The sequence below is a fragment of the Geomicrobium sediminis genome (assembly GCF_016908595.1).
In the GTDB taxonomy this organism is placed as follows: domain Bacteria; phylum Bacillota; class Bacilli; order Bacillales; family Marinococcaceae; genus Geomicrobium_A; species Geomicrobium_A sediminis.
Window position 1 is genome coordinate 31,455 of record NZ_JAFBEC010000002.1, and the last position, 24,354, is coordinate 55,808.

General features: G+C 42.1%; 25 protein-coding genes. 6 read left to right on the forward strand and 19 right to left on the reverse strand.

Annotated elements, in window-relative coordinates; genetic code table 11:
* Window positions 1-289: 289 nt before the first annotated feature.
* The 3 genes from spxA to JOD17_RS03040 form a co-directional block, all read right to left on the reverse strand.
* The gene (gene spxA / locus JOD17_RS03030) at window positions 290-685 is read right to left on the reverse strand and encodes a transcriptional regulator SpxA (RefSeq protein ID WP_169961852.1); all 396 of its coding nucleotides are present in this window, start codon (window positions 683-685) and stop codon (window positions 290-292) included.
* A 270-nt stretch (window positions 686-955) separates the two neighbouring features.
* Window positions 956-2,116 (reverse strand): putative glycoside hydrolase, encoded by a 1,161-nt coding sequence (locus tag JOD17_RS03035; RefSeq protein WP_204695657.1) that lies wholly within the window; start codon window positions 2,114-2,116, stop codon window positions 956-958.
* A gap of 21 nt (window positions 2,117-2,137) precedes the next feature.
* Complete coding sequence (locus JOD17_RS03040; RefSeq protein WP_042420839.1) at window positions 2,138-2,413, reverse strand: YciI family protein; 276 nt, start codon at window positions 2,411-2,413, stop codon at window positions 2,138-2,140.
* A gap of 168 nt (window positions 2,414-2,581) precedes the next feature.
* On the opposite strand from JOD17_RS03040, the gene JOD17_RS03045 reads away from it, so the two are divergent.
* On the forward strand, window positions 2,582-3,550 hold the full coding sequence (locus tag JOD17_RS03045; protein ID WP_204695658.1) for a sodium:calcium antiporter: 969 nt from the start codon (window positions 2,582-2,584) through the stop codon (window positions 3,548-3,550).
* Here the strand turns inward: JOD17_RS03045 and JOD17_RS03050 are convergent.
* On the reverse strand, window positions 3,522-4,016 hold the full coding sequence (locus tag JOD17_RS03050) for a peroxiredoxin family protein (protein WP_204695659.1): 495 nt from the start codon (window positions 4,014-4,016) through the stop codon (window positions 3,522-3,524). The two genes, JOD17_RS03045 and JOD17_RS03050, sit on opposite strands and share 29 nt — an antisense overlap.
* Before the next feature lie 55 nt (window positions 4,017-4,071).
* Between JOD17_RS03050 and JOD17_RS03055 the strand changes: the two genes are divergently transcribed.
* A complete protein-coding gene (locus JOD17_RS03055; protein ID WP_042360727.1) occupies window positions 4,072-4,254 on the forward strand; it encodes a hypothetical protein in 183 nt (60 codons plus the stop codon).
* Between the two features lie 70 nt (window positions 4,255-4,324).
* Window positions 4,325-5,302, forward strand: a complete 978-nt coding sequence (gene trpS / locus JOD17_RS03060) for a tryptophan--tRNA ligase (RefSeq protein ID WP_204695660.1) — start codon at window positions 4,325-4,327, stop codon at window positions 5,300-5,302.
* 244 nt (window positions 5,303-5,546) lie between these two features.
* Here the strand turns inward: trpS and JOD17_RS03065 are convergent, their stop codons facing one another.
* Window positions 5,547-6,296 carry a DUF3603 family protein gene (locus JOD17_RS03065; protein WP_204695661.1) on the reverse strand — a complete coding sequence of 250 codons (750 nt, stop codon included), beginning with the start codon at window positions 6,294-6,296 and terminating at the stop codon, window positions 5,547-5,549.
* 63 nt (window positions 6,297-6,359) lie between these two features.
* Window positions 6,360-6,611 carry a YuzI family membrane protein gene (locus JOD17_RS03070; RefSeq protein ID WP_052361991.1) on the reverse strand — a complete coding sequence of 84 codons (252 nt, stop codon included), beginning with the start codon at window positions 6,609-6,611 and terminating at the stop codon, window positions 6,360-6,362.
* 79 nt (window positions 6,612-6,690) lie between these two features.
* Here JOD17_RS03070 and JOD17_RS03075 point away from each other — a divergent pair, with 79 nt between their 5' ends.
* The 3 genes from JOD17_RS03075 to JOD17_RS03085 all read left to right on the forward strand — a co-directional run bounded on the left by JOD17_RS03075 (window position 6,691) and on the right by JOD17_RS03085 (window position 10,754).
* Window positions 6,691-9,165, forward strand: a complete 2,475-nt coding sequence (locus tag JOD17_RS03075) for a CBS domain-containing protein (protein ID WP_204695662.1) — start codon at window positions 6,691-6,693, stop codon at window positions 9,163-9,165.
* Between the two features lie 70 nt (window positions 9,166-9,235).
* Entirely contained in the window at window positions 9,236-10,159 is a 924-nt protein-coding gene (locus JOD17_RS03080; protein ID WP_204695663.1) for an LCP family protein, read from the forward strand.
* A 40-nt stretch (window positions 10,160-10,199) separates the two neighbouring features.
* On the forward strand, window positions 10,200-10,754 hold the full coding sequence (locus tag JOD17_RS03085; RefSeq protein ID WP_204695664.1) for a M15 family metallopeptidase: 555 nt from the start codon (window positions 10,200-10,202) through the stop codon (window positions 10,752-10,754).
* 35 nt (window positions 10,755-10,789) lie between these two features.
* Here the strand turns inward: JOD17_RS03085 and fabF are convergent, their stop codons facing one another.
* From fabF to JOD17_RS03150, 13 genes are all read right to left on the reverse strand, one after another.
* Window positions 10,790-12,028, reverse strand: a complete 1,239-nt coding sequence (gene fabF, locus JOD17_RS03090) for a beta-ketoacyl-ACP synthase II (protein WP_204695665.1) — start codon at window positions 12,026-12,028, stop codon at window positions 10,790-10,792.
* Between the two features lie 30 nt (window positions 12,029-12,058).
* Window positions 12,059-12,994 (reverse strand): beta-ketoacyl-ACP synthase III, encoded by a 936-nt coding sequence (locus JOD17_RS03095; RefSeq protein WP_204695666.1) that lies wholly within the window; start codon window positions 12,992-12,994, stop codon window positions 12,059-12,061.
* Window positions 12,995-13,121: 127 nt separating this feature from the next.
* Window positions 13,122-13,532 (reverse strand): hypothetical protein, encoded by a 411-nt coding sequence (locus tag JOD17_RS21250; protein WP_239575183.1) that lies wholly within the window; start codon window positions 13,530-13,532, stop codon window positions 13,122-13,124.
* 75 nt (window positions 13,533-13,607) lie between these two features.
* The gene (locus JOD17_RS03105; RefSeq protein ID WP_204695667.1) at window positions 13,608-13,790 is read right to left on the reverse strand and encodes a hypothetical protein; all 183 of its coding nucleotides are present in this window, start codon (window positions 13,788-13,790) and stop codon (window positions 13,608-13,610) included.
* Between the two features lie 130 nt (window positions 13,791-13,920).
* Window positions 13,921-14,157 carry a hypothetical protein gene (locus JOD17_RS03110; RefSeq protein WP_204695668.1) on the reverse strand — a complete coding sequence of 79 codons (237 nt, stop codon included), beginning with the start codon at window positions 14,155-14,157 and terminating at the stop codon, window positions 13,921-13,923.
* A 77-nt stretch (window positions 14,158-14,234) separates the two neighbouring features.
* Window positions 14,235-15,185: an ornithine carbamoyltransferase gene (gene argF / locus JOD17_RS03115; protein ID WP_204695669.1), complete on the reverse strand. Its 951-nt coding sequence runs from the start codon at window positions 15,183-15,185 to the stop codon at window positions 14,235-14,237.
* A gap of 4 nt (window positions 15,186-15,189) precedes the next feature.
* Window positions 15,190-18,345: a carbamoyl phosphate synthase large subunit gene (locus tag JOD17_RS03120; protein WP_204695670.1), complete on the reverse strand. Its 3,156-nt coding sequence runs from the start codon at window positions 18,343-18,345 to the stop codon at window positions 15,190-15,192.
* Window positions 18,338-19,420 (reverse strand): carbamoyl phosphate synthase small subunit, encoded by a 1,083-nt coding sequence (locus JOD17_RS03125; RefSeq protein WP_204695671.1) that lies wholly within the window; start codon window positions 19,418-19,420, stop codon window positions 18,338-18,340. Before JOD17_RS03125 ends, JOD17_RS03120 begins: the two co-directional genes overlap by 8 nt.
* Before the next feature lie 14 nt (window positions 19,421-19,434).
* Window positions 19,435-20,580, reverse strand: coding sequence for an acetylornithine transaminase (locus JOD17_RS03130; RefSeq protein WP_204695672.1), 1,146 nt, complete (start codon window positions 20,578-20,580; stop codon window positions 19,435-19,437).
* 16 nt (window positions 20,581-20,596) lie between these two features.
* Complete coding sequence (argB, locus tag JOD17_RS03135) at window positions 20,597-21,361, reverse strand: acetylglutamate kinase (protein WP_204695673.1); 765 nt, start codon at window positions 21,359-21,361, stop codon at window positions 20,597-20,599.
* Window positions 21,358-22,569, reverse strand: coding sequence for a bifunctional ornithine acetyltransferase/N-acetylglutamate synthase (gene argJ, locus JOD17_RS03140; protein WP_204696038.1), 1,212 nt, complete (start codon window positions 22,567-22,569; stop codon window positions 21,358-21,360). The genes argB and argJ overlap by 4 nt, the downstream gene beginning before the upstream one ends.
* 42 nt (window positions 22,570-22,611) lie before the next feature.
* Window positions 22,612-23,646, reverse strand: a complete 1,035-nt coding sequence (gene argC, locus JOD17_RS03145) for an N-acetyl-gamma-glutamyl-phosphate reductase (RefSeq protein WP_204695674.1) — start codon at window positions 23,644-23,646, stop codon at window positions 22,612-22,614.
* A gap of 124 nt (window positions 23,647-23,770) precedes the next feature.
* Entirely contained in the window at window positions 23,771-24,352 is a 582-nt protein-coding gene (locus JOD17_RS03150) for an SCO family protein (RefSeq protein ID WP_204695675.1), read from the reverse strand.
* Window positions 24,353-24,354 lie beyond the last annotated feature (2 nt).

Here is a 24,354-nt window from a genome sequence, read left to right on the forward strand (position 1 = left end):
GATGCTCACATTCTTCATGGAGATGTGTTCGTGGTCTCTACATTATATTCTATACGAACTCTCCGGCTTTGTTAAGGATAACTGTACCATTTCTCATGAAAAGAATGCTATTCCTAAGGTTGTTCATTTATACCATTTATCAAATGGAATTTCAAGAGCCACATCTGTCATGAAATGTGATCTTAAAAGGTGTTTTATTAGTGTATATCAGAGTGCATACATTTATGAAGTAATTTGCTCATTTAAAGAAAAAAACTTCTACCCGCAAGGTGATAGAAGTTTTACTTTGTCAATTAACGAGCTTCTGCGCTTCTTGCAAGAAATACGTGCGAATTTGGCGTGGTAAGAAACGGCGAATCTCCGCTTCGTTGTATCCGACTTGAAGACGCTTCTCATCAAAAATGATCGGTCTTCTTAGTAAACCAGGGTGTTCACTAATTAACTCAAAGAGTTGCTGGAGTGGTAACGTGTCCACATCAACATTAAGCTCTTGAAAAATCTTCGAGCGCTTTGAGACAATCTCATCGGTTCCATCTTCAGTCATGCGAACAATATCTTTCACCTCAGCAACTGAAAGAGGTTCTGAAAAAATGTTGCGCTCTTGAAACGGGATGTTATGCTCTTCTAACCAACTTTTCGCTTTTCGACAAGAAGTACAGCTCGGCGAAGTTAACAACGTCACCATAGTAGGACCCTCTCCCTTTTGCAAATAAGTTCAATACTAAAATGATTACTATTCTCATTTCATCGTGTATTCCATAAAGCAAATTGCTCGTAAGTACACACTTGCTTTGCTTTAAAAAAGTGAGATTACATTCATTATACAATAATTATTCTAATCTAAGCAAGGTCAATTCTGTGAGCAATTCACCTGATTTTCTCTTCACGTATGACCTGTACCCTTCACACTCTTTCCCTAAACCTTTTTTCCTAAAAAAACAAACAAAAGCTTAGATTACTTTGTAGAATATATGCGTTTCGGCGCGTAATTTGTCCCTTCCGAGTAGGTATTTCCAGCATTCCAAATAAGGTATTCATCAATTCCGTGATCGTGTAGCGCTTGAATTTGAGCTTCAACTTCTTTGGGTCCGTACGGAATGTAATTGCCTTCGCCGAGCCATGAAGCAGTAAAATCTTGAATCCACGGACGTGTAATCGGTGGTGATGATAATTCGCTTATCCGCTGATTTTCAACCTTTGCATACGCACTAATTAGCTCATACGGCATCGTGTCCGGTGCTTCAATACCGAAATTCCCACTCCAATGACTCGGATAAATCATTGAGGAAATCACGTCCACTGATTCTGCAATTCGGGAGAAGTTCTGTCCAATCCCTGCCGATTCTTGCTCAACCGTTGCATAACCAAATAGATCCACAGAGACATCAACATCAAACGGCTCTAATTCTTCTTTTGCAAACGATACGAAGTCTGTGACTGCTTGGACACGATCAAAGCGATCATAATTGCCAATTGAATACTCAAGCTCACGATCTCTCGTCTCAAAGCCTTCAGGGAAACGAACATAATCAAATTGAATCTCTTTAAACCCTGCCTTAGCCGCTTCTTTTGCAATCATGATGTTATGGTGCCAAACTTCCTCGAGAAAAGGGTTTACAAACGCTTCTCCTCTTCCATTAAGCCAAACGTCACCGCTTTCATTTAGAAACGAAAGTTCTGGCTTTTTGTTCGCAAGAAGTGAGTCTTTAAAAACGACAATTCGCGCAATCGGATACACGTTATGATCGTTAAGTTCTTTCATCACTGCATCTAAATCTTGAATGTAGTTCGTTGCAATTTCTTTATATGTAGTCGAATGCCCAGGGTTGTACGTTACGTTCCCGTAGTCATCTTTTATATCAATCACCATTGCATTCAAATCACTTTCATCTACAAGAGATAATAATGAATGGAATCTGCTACTACCTGCAGAATGGCTTGATACGTAAATGCCACGAACTGCATCATCATTAGAGAAGCGTTCAACGTTCAACATTGAATGCTTCTCTAATTCATGAATTTCTTTTCCTGAAATCGATTGATGGGCTTCAATCGTCAGAGGAGAATAAAAGAATAGAAAAAGTCCTATTGTAGTTAACAACACAACATGACGCATCCTCAAAACTTCCTTTCGCTACTAAGTAGTTCGAAGATGTCCGACGAGCGCCCACTCATGAATCACATAATCTCTTGCACCGTGTACAACGTATGGGTCTTCATTCACCAATTTCTCCACAGCGTCATAAGATGGGGATTCGTAAATAATAAGACCTCCAGAACCGTCAACGAAAGGACCTCTAGCAAGTACATGCCCTGTTTCGTGTAACCGTTCCAAGTAATCTAGATGTGCTGGTCGGTGTTCTTTCGATTTCTCTTCGTCTTTTAATGGTAAAAACACTGCATAAGTTGCCATGAATAATCGTCTCCTTTTACTATGTTCAAATGTTCCAACGTCTATGGCTGGTAATTATTTGTTTCCCTTTAAACGTATTAAAACAAACGTGTTCATGACAGGTTTCTGTGTGAAACTGTGAATTTTGGGTATACTATCCTTGGAAATACATATAAAGGATGTCGATACATGGTTTACTTTCTGTTTATTTTAGCTGTTATCGTAACTGTTCTTGCTGCAATCAAGATTAGTACGTATGCCGATGCAATCACCCGTCTCTCTTCAGTCGGTTCCCTGTTTGTCGGAACGTTCCTTCTTGCTGGAGCAACTTCTTTGCCGGAAGTGACGACAAGTGTTACCGCTGTATTTCTAGAAAACCCTGATATGGCTGTTGGAAACGTACTCGGCAGCAATTTATTTAACTTATCAATTCTTGCTGTATTTCTAATTATTTATCGACATCGCGCAATCTTAAGTTCTGTTCACAAAGAACAACGACACACCGCAATCTTAGGTGTATTAATGACAACATTCGTCGTTGTTGCCCTCTTTTATACGATTGAAATCCCTGTTGTAAACATCGGGATTGAATCACTTGTTCTACTCGTTCTTTATGGACTAAGCATCTGGCTTTTACGCGGTGCTGATGAACAGAATAGTGATGCTGGTGACGAAAAAGTGACAGAGGAGAAATATACGTTAAAACATGCTATTACCGGATTTATTATAGCTGCGATTATCATCTTAATCTCAGGTAGCGTTTTAACGTTTAGTGGCGACCAAATCGCGATCTTAACAGGTTTAGGTTCGAGTTTTGTCGGAAGCTTTTTAATTGCTACGAGTACATCCCTACCTGAAGTTGTAACCGTTTATGTTGCGCTTAAACTGAACAACCACAACCTTGCAGCAGCGTCTATTTTCGGTAGCAATTTATTTAACTTACTCATCTTAGTTCTTTGCGACTTTCTTTACCCTGGTTCAATCTTACTTGCCGCTTCACCGACGAACATTTACACCGGAGGGTTCTTACTTTTAAGCAGCCTTGTCGTCACCATTGCCATTTTTAGAGCACAAACGAAACGACTGAGCATTGCGCTTCCCTTATTTATGCTCTTGTTTTACGCTTCCTCTATGGTGCTGCTCTATCTGCTTCGTTAAGAAATGAATGCAGCTTCTCTTTTTGAATCGGTCCAAAAAAACGGGCCGATTCTTCATTTTTTTCATCAAGTAACACGGTTAGTGGTACACCTAACACACCGTATTGTTTACTTACAGAACCCCCTTCGTCGTAGAGCACTGGATAAGGTAGCTGCTCACCAATTACTTTCACTTCTTCTTTGCTTCGTTCTTCATGAGTCATATTAATGGCTAATACTTGTACATTTTTATCTACTAATTCATCGTACGTTAATGCAAGTTCTGCAATTTCTTCTTGGCATACTTCACACCACGTTGTAAAGAATACAGCCAACTTTCGCTTTCCATCAAAATCACTCAGTTCGATTTGCTCACCGTCTGTACTTGTTAAAGTAAAGTTCGTTGGTCCAGTTGCAGCTGCTTGCAACGGAAAGCAAAGCATAAGACCGATGAAGCAGAGATAGACAATGCTTTTCATGAATTCCATAGCAACCCTTCCTTCGTTTCTGCTATAATCAGTGTTTAAGGGAGTGGTCATTGACGTGAGGATCGTAACGATGGTGCTTGCAGTCTGTCTACTTGTATTCGTCATTTTAGATTACACGACAGGATACTCGTTTAGAGCAATTGCAATTGCCTTTTTACTCATACTGATTCCAACGTTCGTCTATGAACGATGGCGTAACAGAAAGCAAGAACGTACATTAAAAGATAACGAACAATAACAACCACCGTTTTTAGGTTATACGATTCACGACAGATCCATGTATGGCCATTGTGAAAGGATGAAAAAAAATGAAGCGAGTATTCTCTGGCATTCAACCGAGTGGTGTCATTACACTCGGCAATTATTTAGGGGCGTTAAAGCATTTTGTCGATCTCCAACATGACTATGAGTCATTGTTTTGTATTGTCGACCAACATGCGGTAACCGTTCCTCAAAACCCTGAAACACTAAAAGACAATAAGCGCAAGCTTGCAAGTCTTTACTTAGCAGCAGGAATAGATCCTAACAAATCAATTATCTTTAACCAATCAGAAGTTCCGGCTCACGCTCAACTCGGATGGATGATGCAATGCATTGCCTATATCGGAGAACTAGAGCGTATGACGCAGTTCAAAGATAAATCAGAAGGAAAAAATGGCGTGTCAGCTGCACTTCTTACGTACCCACCTCTAATGGCAGCAGATATTCTTTTATACAACACTGACGTTGTGCCTGTTGGTGATGACCAGAGACAACACTTGGAGCTTACAAGAACACTTGCTGAACGATTTAATCGCCAATATGCAGAGATCTTTACGGTCCCTGAAACGGTCGTACTCGGAAAACGGATTATGTCTCTACAGCAACCTGAAAAGAAAATGAGCAAATCTGATGAAAATCAAAAAGCATTCATTTCAATGCTGGATGATGAAAAAACGATTACGAAGAAAATCAAAAGCGCCGTAACCGATTCAGACAATCTCATTCGTTACGATGAGGACAACAAAAAAGCGGTTAGCAACTTGCTGACGATTTACTCCATTCTTTCTGGAAAAGAAATTAGTCAACTTGAGGCTGATTATGAAGGCAAAGGATACGGGGCTTTTAAAACCGACCTAGCTGAAGTAGCTGTTGAAGCACTACGACCGATCCAGGCGAGGTTTAAAGAGTTATATGAATCTGATGAAGTAGATCGTATTCTTGATGCAGGCGCAGATCGCGCAAATGAAATTGCAATTCCAATGCTACAAAAAGCAGAACAAGCGATGGGATTACTTCGAGACTAAAAAAACACCAGCGTATGTACGCTGGTGTTTTTTTATTAGTTCTTTTTCGTGTCATTTCTCCAAACTTTTCCTACAAAAAGGCTTCCGCCAATTGTTCCTACTGCCAAAAGAATGGTAAACACTTGCATGATTGTAATCGCAAGACCGTCCATGTTCTTCCTCCTTGTCCGTAAACCTACACTCATTTCATTATAATGAAAGATTGTTTTCATGTAAATGGAGGACATCTATGTTCGCAAAAATGTTATTTATGCATTTCGCTCTCATGTTGCATGTCCCAGAGCTTTTCAAAGAACGGTTGGCCCTTTACTAGTGCTTCACATAGTTCATAATGTTTTTCGGACCAGCCTTTGCGAATTTCAGTATACATATGATCCCATGCTTCATCTTTTGTAAGCATTTGAATGTCCATGTATTTATCTGGTGACCATTCGGTATACCAATACCGTACCTCAGATTCATACCCCGTCGTTTTTAATTGATCGACCGCCATAAATAATAATTGTTTCAGTTGACGTTCTCTTCTCGTTAATCCATACATATCATCAGGATGTGGTGAAAGGATATGGTACTGCTTCTCTGATTTTTCTAGTGCCTCATATTCTCGTTCGTCTTCAAGTTGTACAATCGCTTCTAAAGCAAGCTTCTCTTGTCTAGGTGTTAAACGGCTTTTCCGAATCGGCGTTTCATATCCTAACGTATCAATGGCAATTGCGTTCTTCCCGTTTGTTGCAACGAAACAATAATCAAGTGGCAACTTTGACATATTTTTACGAAGTGCACTTTTTTTGTACACCGCATCTAAGAGCAATCTAGGAATTTCTTCTAAACTGTTTTCTAACTGAAAGAATAACGTCTCACTGACTTTGACGACTTCTGCTTGATCTAATACCTCAATCTTATCTTCGCTCTTCCATTCATGGAATGAACATATATTATAACCATTCTCTTCGCCTTCAAACCAATTGACCCACACATCACGAATCCGTGCCATATGGACGCCCCCTTCCTCTACCATTTAAAATTGTACCTACAGTATAGTCGGGGACGAATTATTTTATTCGTGCTCACTCCTATGATTAACAATTTCATGTTTTTTCTTTTTTCTTCCATTCCTACGGTAGAGGGAGATAAAAGCTAACGATAAACCGCCAAATAAAAAGTATAATTCCGGTCGACGGATGATGAAATCCCAAAATTCGTGTAAGCTATAACCTGACACGATTAAATTGAGGTAAGCAACCATACCAACACCACCAACTGTTGCTACACTAATGCCAAGTATTGCCATACAAATGCGAAACAGCATGGCACCTTCTCCTCTCTTCTCTTCTTACTAAACTTTATGCACAAAAAATGATGCACATGTGCAGAAACGAGTGTGTGATATGAAGCTCATTGCAACGCATAAACAAACCGATTTTGATGGACTTGCTTCTTTACTAGCCGCAAAAAAGCTCCACCCCGAAGCTTCAATCTTACTCTCGGGTCAACTAAGCCCTGAAGTTCAGCAGTATGTAAGTTTGCATCGCAACAATTTCTCGTACATCGAGGAACGGGAATTACGTATTGATGAGCTTGATCAATTAATTCTCGTTGATACATCAGATCCCGCACGTTGCAGTAATAAGCTACAAGACATCCATCCATTAGAAACGATCATTTACGACCATCACCCAAATGCCCCTAATGCCAAGGGCATTGTGGCAATGACAGGTGCGTGTGTCACACTATTGTTAGAGGAAATTTATAAGCAGAACTTGACGATTGAACCTTGGGAACGAACATTATTTGCACTTGGATTGTATAGCGATACGGGCTCTTTTATGTTCGAATCAACGACAGCACGCGACGTAAAAATGTTAAATCAACTTTTCACAGACGGAATCTCATTGCTAACCGTCAACCAGTTTCACTCTCAAACGTTAACAGAAACGCAACAACACATACTAAAGCGTCTGTTGGACCACTATGAATCCATTAATCATGAAGGGATCTCCTTCGTATACAGTGTGATTGAACTCGATCAACATGTTTCAAACTTAAGTGCGATCGTAGAACGGTGGGTACCATTAATCGGTGGTGACGGCTGCATTGCCATCGTTAAGATGAAAGACACCATTTTTGTCGTCGCAAGAAGTTCACATGAACGCTTTGATGTTCGTACTTTAATGGAATTACTCGGAGGAGGCGGTCATCACGCTGCTGCTGCAGCAACAATTAAAGACCAATCGATTGAAGACGTAGTTGACGTTATCATTCAGCAATATAAATCATCCATTAAGTCTGCAACGACCGTTCGTCAAGTGATGAGCACACCGGTAAAAACAGTTGCAATCGACGCTACGATCGATGATGTATTACAACGCTCGTTACGATTTGGCCACTCAGGTTTTCCAGTTGTCGATGAAGATCACTTACGCGGCATCATTTCCGTTCGGGATGCAAACAAAGCACACCATCACGGTCTTGGCCATGCCCCTGTTAAAGGTCACATGACTGAGAACGTAATTACGGTTACAGTAGACACCGCATTAGAAGAAGCTGAAACCCTTATTATTCATCATGACATCGGTCGCCTTCCTATTATTGAAGATGATCGATTAGTTGGAATTTTAACGAGGTCAGACCTCCTTCAATCGCTTTATTCAAGAAAGCCAACTGAACAAAAGTCTGATGACTGTGTTCAGCTTCCTACTTTTATTCAAAAAGACCTAGAAAGTCTCGGTAGCCTCGCGGATGACTATGGTGTTCGCATTTATCTTGTAGGCGGGATTGTACGAGATCTTTTATTAGAGAAAGCAAATGATGACATCGATATAGTTGTTGAAGGAGACGCCGTACAGTTTGCTAAATTTGTAGGACGTTCATGGGAAAAGGAAGTGGTTGTTCATGAATCGTTCCAAACTGCAAAGTTAAAAATCACAGATGACTTAACGATTGACTTAGCAACGACTCGTGCAGAGTATTATGACCACCCTTCAGCATTACCACAAGTCATTCGTACTCACTTAAAAGAAGATATGTACCGTAGAGACTTTACGATTAATGCGATGGCAATTTCCTTAAATCATGATTCATTTATGAAGCTCATCGATCCTTTTGGCGGAAGGCGAGACCTTGAAAAACAATTGCTTCGCCCTCTTCATAATCTTAGTTTTATTGAAGATCCAACTCGAATTCTTCGAGGGTTGCGGTTTGAAGGTCGTTTTGGCTTTCGGTTGACCGACGAAGCTGAACGCTTTGCTTCTGATGCGAAAAGCGCTATTTCAAAGCTTTCGTTTGAACGCATTGGCCAAGAGTGGGCAAAAGTCACTCAAGAAAAAAGCTATCAACGCATCGCAAAACGACTTGATGAACTAAACTTACTCACTGCATTCTTTCCCGGCGCCACGTACGCGTCAAAGGTTGCAAGCGTCTACACTTGTATAGCTAATGAGCGTTTAGATGAGCACCCGTTTTTTACATTATATCCACTGTATGTGCAAAATGTCTCTTCTTTACAATTTATCGCGAAAACAAAACATGAAAAAAGAACCACCAAAGAGCTTATTGAACTAGATCACTTAGACGTTCAATCCCTACAAACATACGGTTCATGGCATGAAAAAACGCATCACTTGCAGCAGTCATCACTGTTACTTTTTAATTGCGCAGTTTCACTGCCAATTTCATTAAAGAGCTATGTTACAAAACGTGAACACTTGGACGTGCGATTGCGAGCTGAAGAGCTCATTGAACTCGGCGTTCAGAAAGGTCCTGAAATCTCAAGACAACTTCTACAGCTGGAATGCAAACAATTAGACAACCCGTCCTTAACAAAAGAAGAGTCCATTGCATTTATAAAAAAATTATCTTTATAAATTTGTAATAGATATTTTATAATCGCAATCTTTCTGTTATAATTATGAGTCGAAACGGAGGGGGACAGCAATGAGAAAGATTAACGACCTTTTATTTGGCAAAGTTACAATCAACAAGGTCTATTTCCTTCTTGTTCTTGTCATTCTGCTGGTTGCGATTCCACTGGGTTTTCAAAGCACGAACAGTCTCATTGCATCTGATGAGTTGGATGAGCAAACATTACATGCTCAACAAGCGATCAACGAATCTGTTAGTGACATTGAGGCGGTCGACGAACCGTTTCAAGTGCTGATGTTCTCAGTTAATGATCAAGAGTCAAATAACAGTTCAGCAATTATGCTCGCTCAATTTGACCCGGCCGATGGCGATACAAGAATCGTATCATTGCTTAGTGACAGCTACGTATCAGTACCTGGACATCAGAATCATAAGCTAGGCTCTGTTTATCAACTAGGGGGACTAGAGCTTTTAGAAGACACACTACTAGAAAACTTCCAATTATCAGTTGACTATTTCGTTAAGGTAGATATAGAAGGATTCGCGAGCATGGTTAATACGATTGCTCCAACAGGAATCAACCTTGACAATCAACGATATTATGGAGAAGATTTCGTGCACTATATTCGAGACGCAAGTCAAGGGGAGTTTGATCGCACAAACCGACACCAACAAATCGTATCGCACATTCACGATTATTTGCTCGACAATATGACCGTTCGTGATGCACAAACGTTAATTGCAGCGTTCACGACACATCTAGAAACGAATATACCTACTGGTAAATTGTTTAGAATCAGCACGGATTATATTAATTCAGCATCTGATTCAATCGCAGCCACTACCATTCCATATAGAGATAGTTACACTTATGAATACTCTTTGAATAAAGATGAAGAAATCATTTCTTTCGACTCACAATTAAACAAAGATTACCTTCATTCGTTTTTAGATGAACAATTATCATTAGATGAACTCGACCATGACATCGAATAACTCATGGCGAGTTTTTTTTCTGTAGGAGACTTGTGTACAGGTGAGAGCATTCCTTTCTTTCTTATTTACATTATCGTTTGTACTCGTTATTTTTTTCGTTATTCATTTTTATGAAGAACAACAATCTGAACGCAAAGCACTCGCTGAAGAAATCATTGTAGAAGAAGAATTACACCGAGAAATTGTCTCAAAGAAAGAAACGTTAATTGAACAAGCTTCTGACATCGGAATTACAATCGTCATAACAGATGGGTATCGAACATTCGCTGAACAAGATGAGCTTTATGCAAGAGGCAGGCAAGATGACGGACAAATTGTCACCCACGCACAAGGCGGTGAATCGTACCACAATTATGGGCTTGCAATCGATTACGCCCTCATGAATGATGCTGGAGAAGTCATTTGGGACATTGACTATGACGGAAATGGAAATGGCAAATCGGATTGGTACGAAGTCGCTGAAATTGCTGAATCTCTCGGGTTTGAATGGGGTGGCCGCTGGACGCACTTTCCTGACTACCCCCATTTGCAGATGACGTTTGACTTCTCCATCCGCGAGCTTCAAGAAGCACATGAAACGGTTCACACGGAATAAAAAAAGGCTTGCCATTTACATGACAAGCCTTTTTACTATTGATTAAATCGTTTAAAGAGTAGGGTTGCGTTATGCCCACCAAAACCGAATGAATTGTTCAACGCGGCATCTCCGTTAAACGCTTTTTTCTCATTCGCCGCATAATCCAAGTCACACTCTGGATCTTTTTCATGCAAGTTAATCGTCGGTGGTGCGATTCGGTTCTCTAACGCTTTAATTGTAAAGATTGACTCTACTGCACCCGTCGAACCGAGCATATGGCCGGTCATCGATTTCGTAGAGCTTACGATTAGCTCTTTGGCATGATCTTGGAACACGTCCTTGATTGCCATCGTCTCGTATTTATCATTGTATGGTGTGCTCGTTCCATGCGCATTGATATAACCAACGTCTGCTTTATCAATACCCGCATCTTGAATTGCAAGTTCCATTGAACGTTTAGCACCTTCGCCTTCAGGTGCAGGCGCAGTCATATGATACGCATCCCCTGTTGCCCCGTAGCCAACGATCTCTGCATAAATATGAGCACCACGTTCCTGTGCGCTTTCCAATGATTCAAGAATCAAAATTCCAGCACCTTCACCGATTACAAATCCATCACGATTTGCATCAAATGGTCGCGATGCTTCCTTAGGGTTGTCGTTCGTCGTAATTGCTTTTGCCGATGCGAAACCAGCTACTGCCATGCTCGTAATCGGAGCTTCACTACCCCCTGTAATCATCGCATCTGCCTCGCCGCGTTCGATGACGCGAAACGCATCCCCAATCGCATTTGTTCCTGAAGCACATGCGGTTACTGTACAAGAGTTAATTCCTTTTGCTCCAAATCGAATCGATACTTGTCCAGCAGCCATATCCGGAATCATCATCGGTACGAAAAACGGACTCACTCTTCGAGCACCTTTTTCTAAAAACGTGCGAAATTGTGATTCATACGTTTCCATACCACCGATTCCTGATCCAATCCAGACGCCAACTCTCGTAGCGTTGTCGTCGTTAATCTCAAACTTCGCATCATCAAGAGCCATTTTCGCAGAAGCAACCGCGTATTGAGTAAAGCGGTCCATTTTACGCGCGTCTTTTTTATCCATATACTGCTCTGGATTGAAGTCTTTCACTTCCCCTGCGACATGCACATTAAACAGTTCTCGATCTAAGCGTTCCATATAGTCAATTCCAGTTTCTCCAGCTAATGCCCGACCAAACGAGCGTTCAACGTCATTTCCTAAAGGATTAACCGTACCCATCCCTGTAACTACTACACGACGTGTCATTTTCTTCTCTCCTTTAATACAAAAAATGATTTAACGACCCCAATAAAGTGCAATTCCACCCCATGCAAGGCCGGCGCCAAAGCCTACCATGACGACAAGGTCTCCGTCTTTAATCTTACCATCATTTAACTCTTCAACAAGAGCAATTGGAATGGATGCCGCTGATGTATTCCCATACTTGTGAACGGTCTCAGCCATCTTCTCTTTCGGCAAATCCAATCGTTGTCTTGCAGCTTCCATAATTCGTATATTCGCTTGGTGCGGAACGAGGAAATCCACATCGTCTTTCGTTAAGTTCGCTTTTTCAACGAGATTCATACACGTGTCACCCATTTGACGAACGGCAAACTTAAACACTTCACGTCCGTTCATAATAATTTGCGGGTCCGCTTTAATGTGATCTGCACCTGCACCATTTGCGCCTAGCTCAAAGGAAACAATTCCTCGGTTGTCTGCAACTGGTCCAACTACAGCAGCACCTGCACCATCTCCAAATAATACTGCCGTGTTGCGATCTTCAAAATTCGTTACTTTAGAAAGCTTCTCAGCACCTACGACGAGAATCTTGTCGTATGTACCTGTTTGAATAAATTGACTCGCTGTAACGACTCCGTATATAAACCCTGCACAAGCTGCACCAACGTCCATTGCAGCAGCATTTTTAGCACCGAGTCGCTCTTGGATCAATGTGGATACTGATGGAAACAAATAGTCTCCTGTTACTGAAGCTACAACAATCAAATCAAGCTCTAAAGGATCTACTTCAGCATTTTTTAATGCATCCAATGCCGCATAATATGACATGTCCGAAGTATTTATATCATCATGTGCAAATACACGTTGTTCAATGCCCGTTCTTGAACGAATCCATTCATCTGACGTATCAAGTGATTGTTCAAATTCCGAATTCTTGACAACTTTTCCGTCCGTATAACGCCCTACACCATAAATCCCTGCTCGTCGCATCCCCGTGCCTCCCTAGTTCTAGCTTAGTTTACACTTAGTATTATGACCTAGTACCAATTATAATGCAGATCATCGTCGACTTCAATGACAAAAACCACAGATGAATAGATTCATCTGTGGCAAAAGGTTACCATTTCGGTCTTGGTCGTCCGTATGGACCAAAGTTCGGTCCAAAATTCGGGCCGAAGTTCGGTCCAAAACCCGGACCGTAGTTGGGTCCGAAATTCGGACCATAATTAGGACCGTAGTTCGGTCCCCCATAAAAATATCCCGGTGGTCCTGGGGGTCCCGGTGGCCCAGGAGGTCCTGGTGGACCGTACTTACCATATCCCCCACCAAAACCGCCAAAGAACAATGGTCCGACCGCTAAGCCTGCCAAAAAGGGCAAGAATGGACCAAAAAATCGTTCATCTTTTCCATGAGGACCATGGTGACCTTGATGGCGAACAGGACGTTGACTATACGCTTGGCGATAAGGGTATTCTACATAGCCACTATACCGCCCGTTCCTCACTGTATCTGCGTACGTTCGTTGCATGGGTACCTCCCTTTCTAATCGTTAACTATCCTATGATTAAACAAGGGTTTTGCGCCTGTACAACGGACAAAGATTTCACGAACGACGTAATACGAGAAACTCAACGAGAAACCCAGCTACAATTGCCATTAGAATATTTCCCCACTCTGGCAAAGGCGTGAATAGATCAAGCATTAAATAGCTGCTAATCGCAACAATTCCAAATAAAATTATACCTAAAACGTGTCGATTCAATTTCATCACTACTCTCTGGTTCACTCTCTCCATTGTAGCGCAACTTTCATCAGCTAAAAAGTAACAGTGTTGACGTGAGAATTTTTTGTTGGTATTACTTGGTGATTGCTATAGATCAAGCCAAGCCCGAAGTGCCAACCAAGCGCTATAACCGTTATCCCACTTTTGTTCTGCGCTTTACGACTCTTGTGCCACGCTCCACGACTCTTATTCCGTGCCCCACGACTCTTGTTCCGCGCCCCACGACTCTTGCTACGCGCACACACTCTTTTGTTCCACGCTCCTCGACTCTTGTTCCGCGCCCCACGACTCTTGCTACGCGCACACACTCTTTTGTTCCACGCTCCTCGACTCTTGTTCCGCGCTCCTCAACTCTTGTTCCACGCTTCATCACTCTTCACCCGCCGCACCCCAGACTTAATCCATACAAAAAAACCGGTTGAGAGGTTCGCCTCTCAACCAGCTACATTAGCCAATAACACTCTGCAAGATTGCTTTTTGAACGTGCAAGCGATTTTCTGCTTGGTCGAAGACGATGGAATGCTCTCCTTCTAGTACGTCTTCTGTTACTTCTTCGCCGCGGTGTGCAGGCAAACAATGCATAAATTTCGCTTCAGGTTTTGCCGCTTCCATAAGCGACTCATTTACTTGATACGTTTTGAAGATTTCAATGCGACTTTGTTGTTCTTCTTCCGCACCCATACTCGTCCATACGTCCGTGTAGATCACATCTGCATTTTGAACTGCTTCATGAGGATCTACGATGTGTTCGATGATGCTGCCGGTTTCCTTTGCGACAGCTTTTGCTTTCTCCCACATTGCTTCGTCTCCAGTATGGCCAACTGGTGCTGCCATCGTAAAATGAATGCCTAACTTGGCACAAATGATCATTAAGGAAATCGCAACATTATTTCCGTCCCCAACATATACAACCTTCAGACCGTGCAAATCGGTGAATTGCTCTTTCAATGTCATCGCATCAGCAAGGGCTTGGCAAGGATGATCTTCGTCTGTTAAAGCATTAATGACTGGAACTTCACTCATTTCAGCGAGTTTCTTGACCATTTCGTGATCATTGGCGCGGATCATGATCGCATCCACATACCTAGACATGACTCTCGCTGTGTCTTGAACCGGTTCTCCTCGACCGATTTGCATATCTTTGCCACTTAAAAATAATGAATGGCCACCAAGTTGTGTCATGCCGACTTCAAAAGAGACTCTCGTACGCGTCGATGCATTTTGAAAAATCATTCCGAGTGACTTCCCCTTTAACGTCTCATGGGGAATTCCTTCTTGTAATTGCTCTTTTAAAACGAGTGCTTGTTGAAGCAATCGTTCGATTTCAATACTTGTAAAATCAAGCCATGTTAACACATCTTTACCGACCATACCACCTGTTGTCAGTTGCTGTTGCATCGTCTCACGTCCTTTGTAAGTCTTTCTTTTGCCATTCATCAAGCGATAAAGAATGTCGTTCTTTAAAGTCAATTCCTTGAACGAGTGCATGTAATGTTTCGCTATGCGTCGTTAATTGAATTCGATTGCGCTTTGCTTTTTCGCGCTGATCTTTATAATGTTTTGATCCGAGGTCTGGAATACTCACGTATAAACGTGCATCTTCTGTCGTTATCCACTCATTGAATTGTTCACTAGAGCCTTGAACGATTGTGAACCCACTTTGCTCTAGCTTTTCTAGATCGGTACGAATAAGTGATTGTTGCGCGTCTCCAGCATCCACAAAGATCGAGCCGCTTTTTTCTGTGTAGATCTTCGGTGTTTGATCATCTTTCCATGCAAAGGCTTGTTGGAATGCCTCTTCGACGGTTGACCCGAAGCTGAGCGTTTCACCTGTTGATTTCATTTCAGCACTTAAGAGCATATCAACATCTGGTAATTTTTCGGTTGAGAAAACCGGAGCTTTTACTGAGTAAAATGAAGGCTCTTCTAGAAGACCAACAGACGGTACACACGCTTCAAATGGTTTACCGAGCAACAATTGAACAGCACAATCAACGAGATCTATATTAGTAATCTTTGCAAAAATCGGGACTGTACGAGAAGCTCTCGGATTGATTTCAATTACGTACAACGTGTTATTTTCATAAACAAATTGAATGTTGAATAAGCCGACAAATGTTACATGCTTTGCGATCTTCGTCGTATATGAAACAATGGTTTCTTTCAATGAATCAGGGATGGAGTACGGTGGTGTCACGGCCATCGAGTCACCGGAGTGTACACCTGCTTTTTCAACGTGTTCAAAGATTCCTGGTATAAAACACTGCTCACCGTCTGTAACAACGTCTACTTCAAGCTCTTTCCCTGCAACATAACGATCAATTAAAATCGGGTATGCGACTTCATTAAGTGAGTCGTTCAAATACGCTTTTAATTCAGCCTCGCTCGTAAAAATCGCCATGCCTTCTCCACCAATTACGTACGATGGTCGCAACAACACTGGATATCCGATCTCACTTGCTTTCATCTCAGTATCCGCTGCGTTCATCCCGGTTGTACCAGGAATGTGAGGAATGTCTAACGTTTGCATTAACTCATAGAATCTTCCTCTGTCTTCCAACTGATCGATTACATCAAATGTTGCCCCGTATAAAGGAATTCCAGCTTTTTCGAGCGCTTCGGTTAACTTAACGCCTGTTTGTCCTCCAAGCTGCAATAGCACACCTTGAACATTTTCACGTTTTGCTACGTGAATGACGTCCTCTGCAGTGAGTGGTTCAAAATAGAGTTTGTCAGCAGTTTCATAGTCTGTGCTCACCGTTTCTGGGTTATTGTTAATCATAATCGTTTCATAACCCATGCGCTTTAATGAATGGGCGGCACTCACAGAACAGTAATCAAATTCAATCCCTTGCCCGATTCGAATTGGACCTGAACCGACAATTAGCACAGACGGTTTCTCTGTTAAGTGATGATCACCTTTTGTACCCCAAGTAGAGTAATAATACGGCGTCTCTGCCATGAACTCTCCCGCACACGTATCCACTTGTTGATAGCTCGGATACAGATCATAACGCTCTCGTAACTGCGTAATATTCTGCTCGGTTGTATTCAACGCTTTCGCCAGCGCCACATCTGTAAAACCGCTTTTCTTTAATTCATATAATGTATCACGGTCAACGCCTTCAAACTCCAGGCTCTCCGCTGACTGCTCTAACTCAATTAAACGCTTGAAGTGTTGCAAATAGAAATGATCAATGCCTGTTTGTTCGTGCAATGTATCAATGGTCACGTTTCTTCGGAGTAGTTCAAGTAATGTAAAGAAACGCTGATCATCCGCTATTTCAATTCGTTGGATTAGTTCATCGGTTGCAATTGCTTCAATGCTTGCTACTTTTAAGCCATCGACTGGTATTTCTAATGAACGGACAGCCTTTTGAAGACCAGCTTGTAAGTTTCGTTCAATCGCCATGACTTCGCCAGTTGCCTTCATTTGCGTTCCAAGTTCTCGATTTCCATCTTTGAATTTATCAAACGGCCAACGAGGGAACTTCACGATCACGTAATCAAGTGCAGGTTCAAAGCTAGCATACGTATGTGCAGTAACTGGGTTTTTCAACTCATGAAGGTGATAACCGACACCAAGCTTCGCTGCAATTCTTGCAATTGGGTAACCTGTTGCTTTTGAAGCAAGCGCTGAAGAACGACTGACACGGGGATTTACTTCAATGAGATAATATTGATTACTTGACGGATCAAGCGCAAACTGAATGTTACATCCGCCAACGATACCGAGTGCTCGAATGACTTTGATTGAAGCAGAACGAAGCATTTGATAGTCATGGTCACTTAACGTTTGCGATGGTGCAACGACGATGCTATCTCCTGTATGAACACCTACAGGGTCGATGTTTTCCATGTTACAAATCGTAATGCACGTATCGTTATCATCACGCATCACTTCGTACTCAATTTCTTTAAACCCTGCAATGCTCTGTTCAATTAAACATTGAGTAATCGGACTCGCCGCTAGTCCTCCAGCAACAATCTCCTTTAGTTGCTCTTTTGAGTATGCATGACCGCCTCCTGCGCCTCCTAACGTATAGGCAGGGCGAACGATAATCGGAAACCCGACAACATTTGCAAATTGTACGGCTTCATCTACAGTCGATACAATTTCACTTTCAGGAACGGGTTCGTTAATGTCATGCATTAACGCTCGAAACAATTCGCGGTCTTCTCCTTGTTGAATTGATTGCATGGATGTTCCTAACAACTGAACGTTGTATTGTTCAAAAATGCCTTCATTGTAAGCTGCAAGAGCCAAGTTGAGGCCCGTTTGACCGCCAACACTTGCGAGCAGTCCATCAGGTCGCTCTTTTTCTATAATTTTGGTTAATACTTCTACAGTTAATGGCTCGAAATAGACACGATCTGCACATTGTTCGTCAGTCATGACAGTGGCAGGGTTGTTGTTTAAAAGAACAACTTCACACCCTTCTTCTTTCAAAGCCAAACATGCCTGAGTACCTGCGTAGTCGAACTCTGCTGCTTGCCCGATTACAATGGGGCCTGATCCTAATACGAGGATTTTTCTAAGATGTTGTTGTTTAGGCATGGATGGTCACTTCTTTCTTTTTCTCAATGGATGCAAAAAACTGATGGAAAAGTGGGTGGCTGTCTTTCGGTCCAGGGCTTGCTTCTGGATGATATTGAACGGTAAAAAGCGGAAGCTCTTCATGCTTTAACCCTTCAATTGACCCATCGTTAATGTTGACGTGTGTCACTTGCATTTCACTGTGACCAATCGTCTCATCATCAACGACAAAACCGTGATTTTGAGCCGTCATATCAACTTTTTGTGTAGCAATTTCTAATACGGGTTGATTCGCTCCTCGATGACCGAACTTTAACTTCTTCGTATCCGCTCCGAATGCTAGCGCTAAAAGTTGATGACCGAGACAAATAGCAAACGTTGGATAAGCACTCGCTACTTTTCGATAAATGTGCAATTCATGCTCCAGTTGTTTCGGGTTACCTGGACCATTTGAGAACAATACACCATCGACATCCAAATGTTGAATCGTTTCATACGGTGTATCAAATGGAACGACGCTTACTTTGGCACCTAATTGAGTAAGCTCTTGAATCATCGCTCTTTTATGACCGAAATCGTACAATGCGATATGCGTTTCTCCCGCTCCATACGTTTCGATTTGTTTTGTTGATACTTCCTTTACGAACGGGTATTCATCGACAGGTTGGTAATTCGACCAATCAATACCATCCAAATCTGTTGTAATAACAGCACCCATCGCTCCTTGCTCTCTTAAACATTTCACGAGCGCTCTCGTATCAACATCGACAATGATTGGAACATTCATGTTATTCGCTTCATTCATGACACTTTTCTTTGATAAATAGTGGTATCCTTCTTCCGAACATTCGCCAATGACTAGCGCATTCGCTTGCCACTCTTCGCTTTGAGATGTGTAATCTTGAATGCCGTAATTCCCGATGAGCGGGTACGTGAAAATGACAATTTGACCCCGGTAAGATGGATCGGTCGCCACTTCTTGATAGCCAGTCATCCCCGTGAAGAACACTGCTTCACCGTATGTACCTGACTCATTACCACCGATGATCTTACCTGTGAACACTTCACCATTCTCTAAAACAATATACCCTTTCATCGTCTTCATCTCCTTTATGCTGACAACTCTTGAATCGTCTGTATAACCGTTTGTATTCCTTCTTCAAGCATTGTTGAATCGATGGTGAGAGGTGGCAACAACCTTACTACGTACTCACCCGCTTGCAATGCAAGAATGTTTTTCTTTTGTAGTTCTAAAACGACATCACTGGACTTTATGTCAAGTTCAATCCCAATCATAAGTCCTTTACCGCGGATCTCTTTCACTGCATCGTTCTGTCCAAGCCTTTTTTTTAGGAGCGATAACGTGAGATCACCTTTTTCTTTTACGGATTCAAATAGATGATCATTCATCTCATTTAAAGTCGCATTCACCGCTGCCATTGCCAATGGGTTCCCACCGAATGTACTGCCATGGCTTCCGTAACTAAATGAATCTGCAAGTTCTTTCTTACCGATCATTGCACCGACGGGAAATCCGTTCGCAACACCTTTTGCAGTCGTCACAATATCAGGCGACAATGGAATTTGTTGATACGCAAATGCAGCACCTACACGCCCGTTTCCTGTTTGTATTTCATCGATGATCAGAAGAGCCCCTACATCTTTTGCCATCCGCTCGATCGCTTGTAAGTATTCAGTGATCCCTTCATGAACACCACCTTCACCTTGCACAATTTCAATCATAATTGCCGCTGTATCTTCAGTAATCTTCGCTTTCATGGCTTCTACATCGTTGAAAGGTACGTAAGAAAAACCAGGCAAATTCGGTCCAAAACCAAGCCGAACTTTCTCCTGGCCTGTCGCTGCCATGCCACCATACGTTCGACCATGAAACGATTGTTCACACGTTATAATTTCGTGTTTTCCTGTTGCTTTTCGAGCAAGTTTGATCGCTGCTTCATTTGCTTCAGCACCACTATTTGCGAAAAACACATAATCTAAGCCTGATAAGGAAGCTAGTTTGTCTGCTGCTTGTTGTTGGAGCTCATAATGAAAAAGATTCGATCCATGCATCCCTTTTTGTAACTGTTCTTGTATCGCATCGGTAACACCTTGATGGTTGTGGCCAAGATTTACGGTTCCAATTCCACTCATTAAATCGAGGTACGGTTGACCATTTGCGATAATCGTACTGTCAAAAGCTTTCTCAAAGGTTAAATCCCATCGTTTATACGTATTAAAAAGGTGATTTTGCATACCAATACTCTCCTATTTAAGAACCGTGAAGTTGAACTTGTTTCGTAATCGACGTTCCTAATCCTCGACTATATGCTCCGACGATTCGTACTGTCTGAATGCGCCCTGATAACGAATGCAGTGCTGCTTTTACTTTTGGAATCATCCCACCGTAAATCGTGCCGTCTTCCATGAGCGTATTAACCTCATCATCGGTAAGATGGTCAATTAATTGATCGTCTTTCATAATTCCGGGTACGTCCGTAACGAAGACGATTTCTTCAGCCTTCAATGCAGAAGCATAATGAGAAGCCGCCGTATCTGCATTCATGTTCAGCCGCATTCCATCTGGACCTGCGACGATTGGTGAAATGACCGGAACATATCCAGCTTCTGCTAACAGTTCAATCAGCGTAGGGTCCACATGTTCAGCAACTCCTACGAGACCGAATTTTTTTTCGTCTAGTAGCTTCGCTTGAATGAGGGGGCCGTCGTATCCAGAGAGCCCTACACTTTTCATGCCAGCTTTTTGAACACCACGACAAATCGCTGGGTTCACTTTACCGTTAAACACTAAGTCAGCAACTGCCATCACTTCAGGCGTTGTTTTGCGAAGTCCATCAACAAACGTTGACGTGACGTCCATCGTTTCTAGCATGTCATTCACATCGCTTCCACCGCCGTGTACGATGACGAGCTTCTTGCCTCGGTCTTGCAACTCTTTAATTGCTAGAAAAAATGGAGCTGACAATTTATTTACGACAGAGCCACCACATTTGATGACAACATAATCACTACTCATGTTCGATACCCCGCATTAATGCGAACGTAGTCGTACGTTAAATCGCATCCCCAAGCCTTACCGACACCTTCACCTACATGTAAATGAACATGAATCGTAATTTCTTCACCTTTTAAGTAGGCGAGCACTTCTTCTTCACTAAACATGACAGGTTCACTGTTTAACAATGTGTCGTATGATCCAATGGCAATATCAATCGTGTCTGGATCAATCGTTACGCCAGCATAGCCGATGGCACATATAATTCGTCCCCAATTGGCATCTGTTCCATAAATTGCTGTTTTCACGAGATCGCTACCGACGATTTGCTTTGCAATTTTACCCGCATCCGCATCTGTTGGAGCACCACTAACTTGAACTTCAATTAGCTTCGTTGCTCCCTCTCCATCTCGGGCAATTTGTTTGGATAATGATTCACTAACCGCCTGCATTGCACTAACAAATTGCAGCCACTCTGGGTGTGTTTCACTTAACTCCGCATGATCAACTTCTGCACTTGCAAGCGCAAGCACCATATCATTCGTTGAAGTATCGCCATCAACAGTGATGCGATTATACGTCTGATCTGTCACGTTCGACAATACACGTTGTAACGCCTCATGGCTGATGTTCGCGTCAGTAGTCATAAACCCGAGCATCGTCGCCATATTCGGGTGGATCATTCCTGAGCCTTTAGCGACACCCGCTACTGTAACGACTTCCCCGTCAATCATCGTTTGTACGCACGCCGACTTCGTGAACGTGTCGGTCGTAAGAATTGCTTGTGCAAATTGCTCTGCACCTTGATTTGTTGCGACAGGTTCAAGTTTTTCGATGCCTGGAATGATTTTTTCCATCTTCATTCGCTCACCGATTAAGCCCGTTGAAGCGACTGCGATATCTTCTGGTTGAATCACGAATGTTTTTGCGACTTTTTCCTGCACTTCATACGCATCAGTTAACCCTTGTTTTCCTGTGCATGCATTTGCATGACCACTATTTACAACGACAGCTTGGATCTTCCCATTGGTTTGAATCGCTTCTTTTGTAACAGCGATCGGCGCTGCTTGAATTTGATTCAATGTATAGACTGCTGCTGCTGCAACAGGTTGGTCACAATAAATGACACCCAGGTCGTTACGCTTTCTTTTCACTTTCGTATGAATGCCGTCACTTTTAAATCCTTTTGGCGTCGTAATCGTTCCGTTCACTGCTTCAATGGCTTGCATTGCTACTGTTTGTGCGTTTGCCACGTCCTTCACTCCTTATCCTTAAGGATATACAGGCATTGCCCACAACCCTTCAGTTTCTTCGAAACCTTGCATTAAGTTCATGTTTTGGATCGCTTGCCCTGCTGCACCTTTCACGAGGTTGTCAATCACTGATATGACGGTAATCCTCCCCGTTCTTTCGTCTAGATGATATGAAATGTTCGTGAAATTACTACCGTATACTTCTTTTGTAGCTGGATATCTTGATGAATTTATGCGAACAAATGGTGTTTTTTCATAGGCATCTCGATAGATCTGTTCAACTTTTGTTTTCGTTAATGAGTCGCTAACTTTTGCATACATCGTCGCCATAATCCCTCTAGACATCGGGACTAGATGTGGAGTAAACGTAATCGGCTCCTTCGTGCCAATCCATTGCTCAAGTTGTTGTTCAATTTCAGGTGTATGTTTATGTTGATTTACTTTATAAACTTTCAATGAGTCATTCATTTCGGCAAAGTGTGTCATTTCACTCGGGTTTTTACCCGCTCCAGTCGTTCCCGATTTCGCATCAATAATTAATGTTGAGGTATCAATCACATTGTCGTTCGCTAACGGCGCGAGTCCTAAAAGCACCGCGGTTGGATAACAACCTGGATTTGCGATTAATTTCGCCTTCTCGATCTCTTCGCGATTCCATTCACTAAGACCGTATACTGCTTTTTCTACGAGGGAAGATTTCGCCGCTGGTCGACCGTACCAGTCTTCATAGATTGAACCGTCGAGCAAACGAAAATCTCCTGACAAATCAATCACTTTCGCTTGACCATCTATTAAGTATTCCATCAGTTCTGCCGCAACCCCTGGAGGTGCCGATACAAAAATCACATCGTATTCATCAGCTAATTGATGTGCATCTACACTTTTCAAAACCCCTTGATAAATGTCTTGGACATGGGGGTAAATATCATCATAATTCGTGCCTGCTTGTGATGAGGAAAACACGGAAAGTTCAGATACGTGCCGGTGCTGTCTGAGTAAACGTATCAACTCTATGCCTCCATAACCTGTAGCTCCGACGATCGCAACCTTCATAATTCCTCACTCCTATTTATATTTATGCATCTATTGATTTGATTATAAACGTGAGTAAACATAAATTCAAGTGTATTTTTATAATAATTAACGAAAAAAAACACACAGCATAATCACTGTGTGTTTACGATTCATTTTCGGTTGTTAGTCCCTTTAAGTCTTCAACAATCGGGCTTACGTCGTTTTCAAGTCCATCATAAAAACGGATAACTTGATTGTCAGGATCTAAAATAAAAAAGTAAGTCGTATGCATAATATCATCTTCCGCTGGCTGAACAATCGTATTAAACGATTCTGTAGCAATCTCCTGAATGACCTCTAAGTCATAACCCGTAAGAAAATGCCAACTCTCAAAATCAGCAGCGTACGCTTCACCGTAACTGACTAACCGTTCTGGTGTATCAAATTCAGGGTCGACAGAAAACGTATATAGCGAAGCATCAATTCCTTCGTTTTCTAATCCAGACTGTACCTGAGCCATGTTCGGTGTCAACATCATACAAACGGATGGACATCGAGTAAATGCCATATTGACTACCGAATACTCGCCATCCATATCTTGCTCTGTAATCGTCTCTTCGTGTTGATTTGTTGCCTCAAACGGTATCATAAATAAATCTAAGTCAGATGTATCCGTTCCGTTTTTAGTCGTTGCCCCTGATTCATACAACCAACCGCAACCAGTTAAGAAGATTGCTCCTATCATAA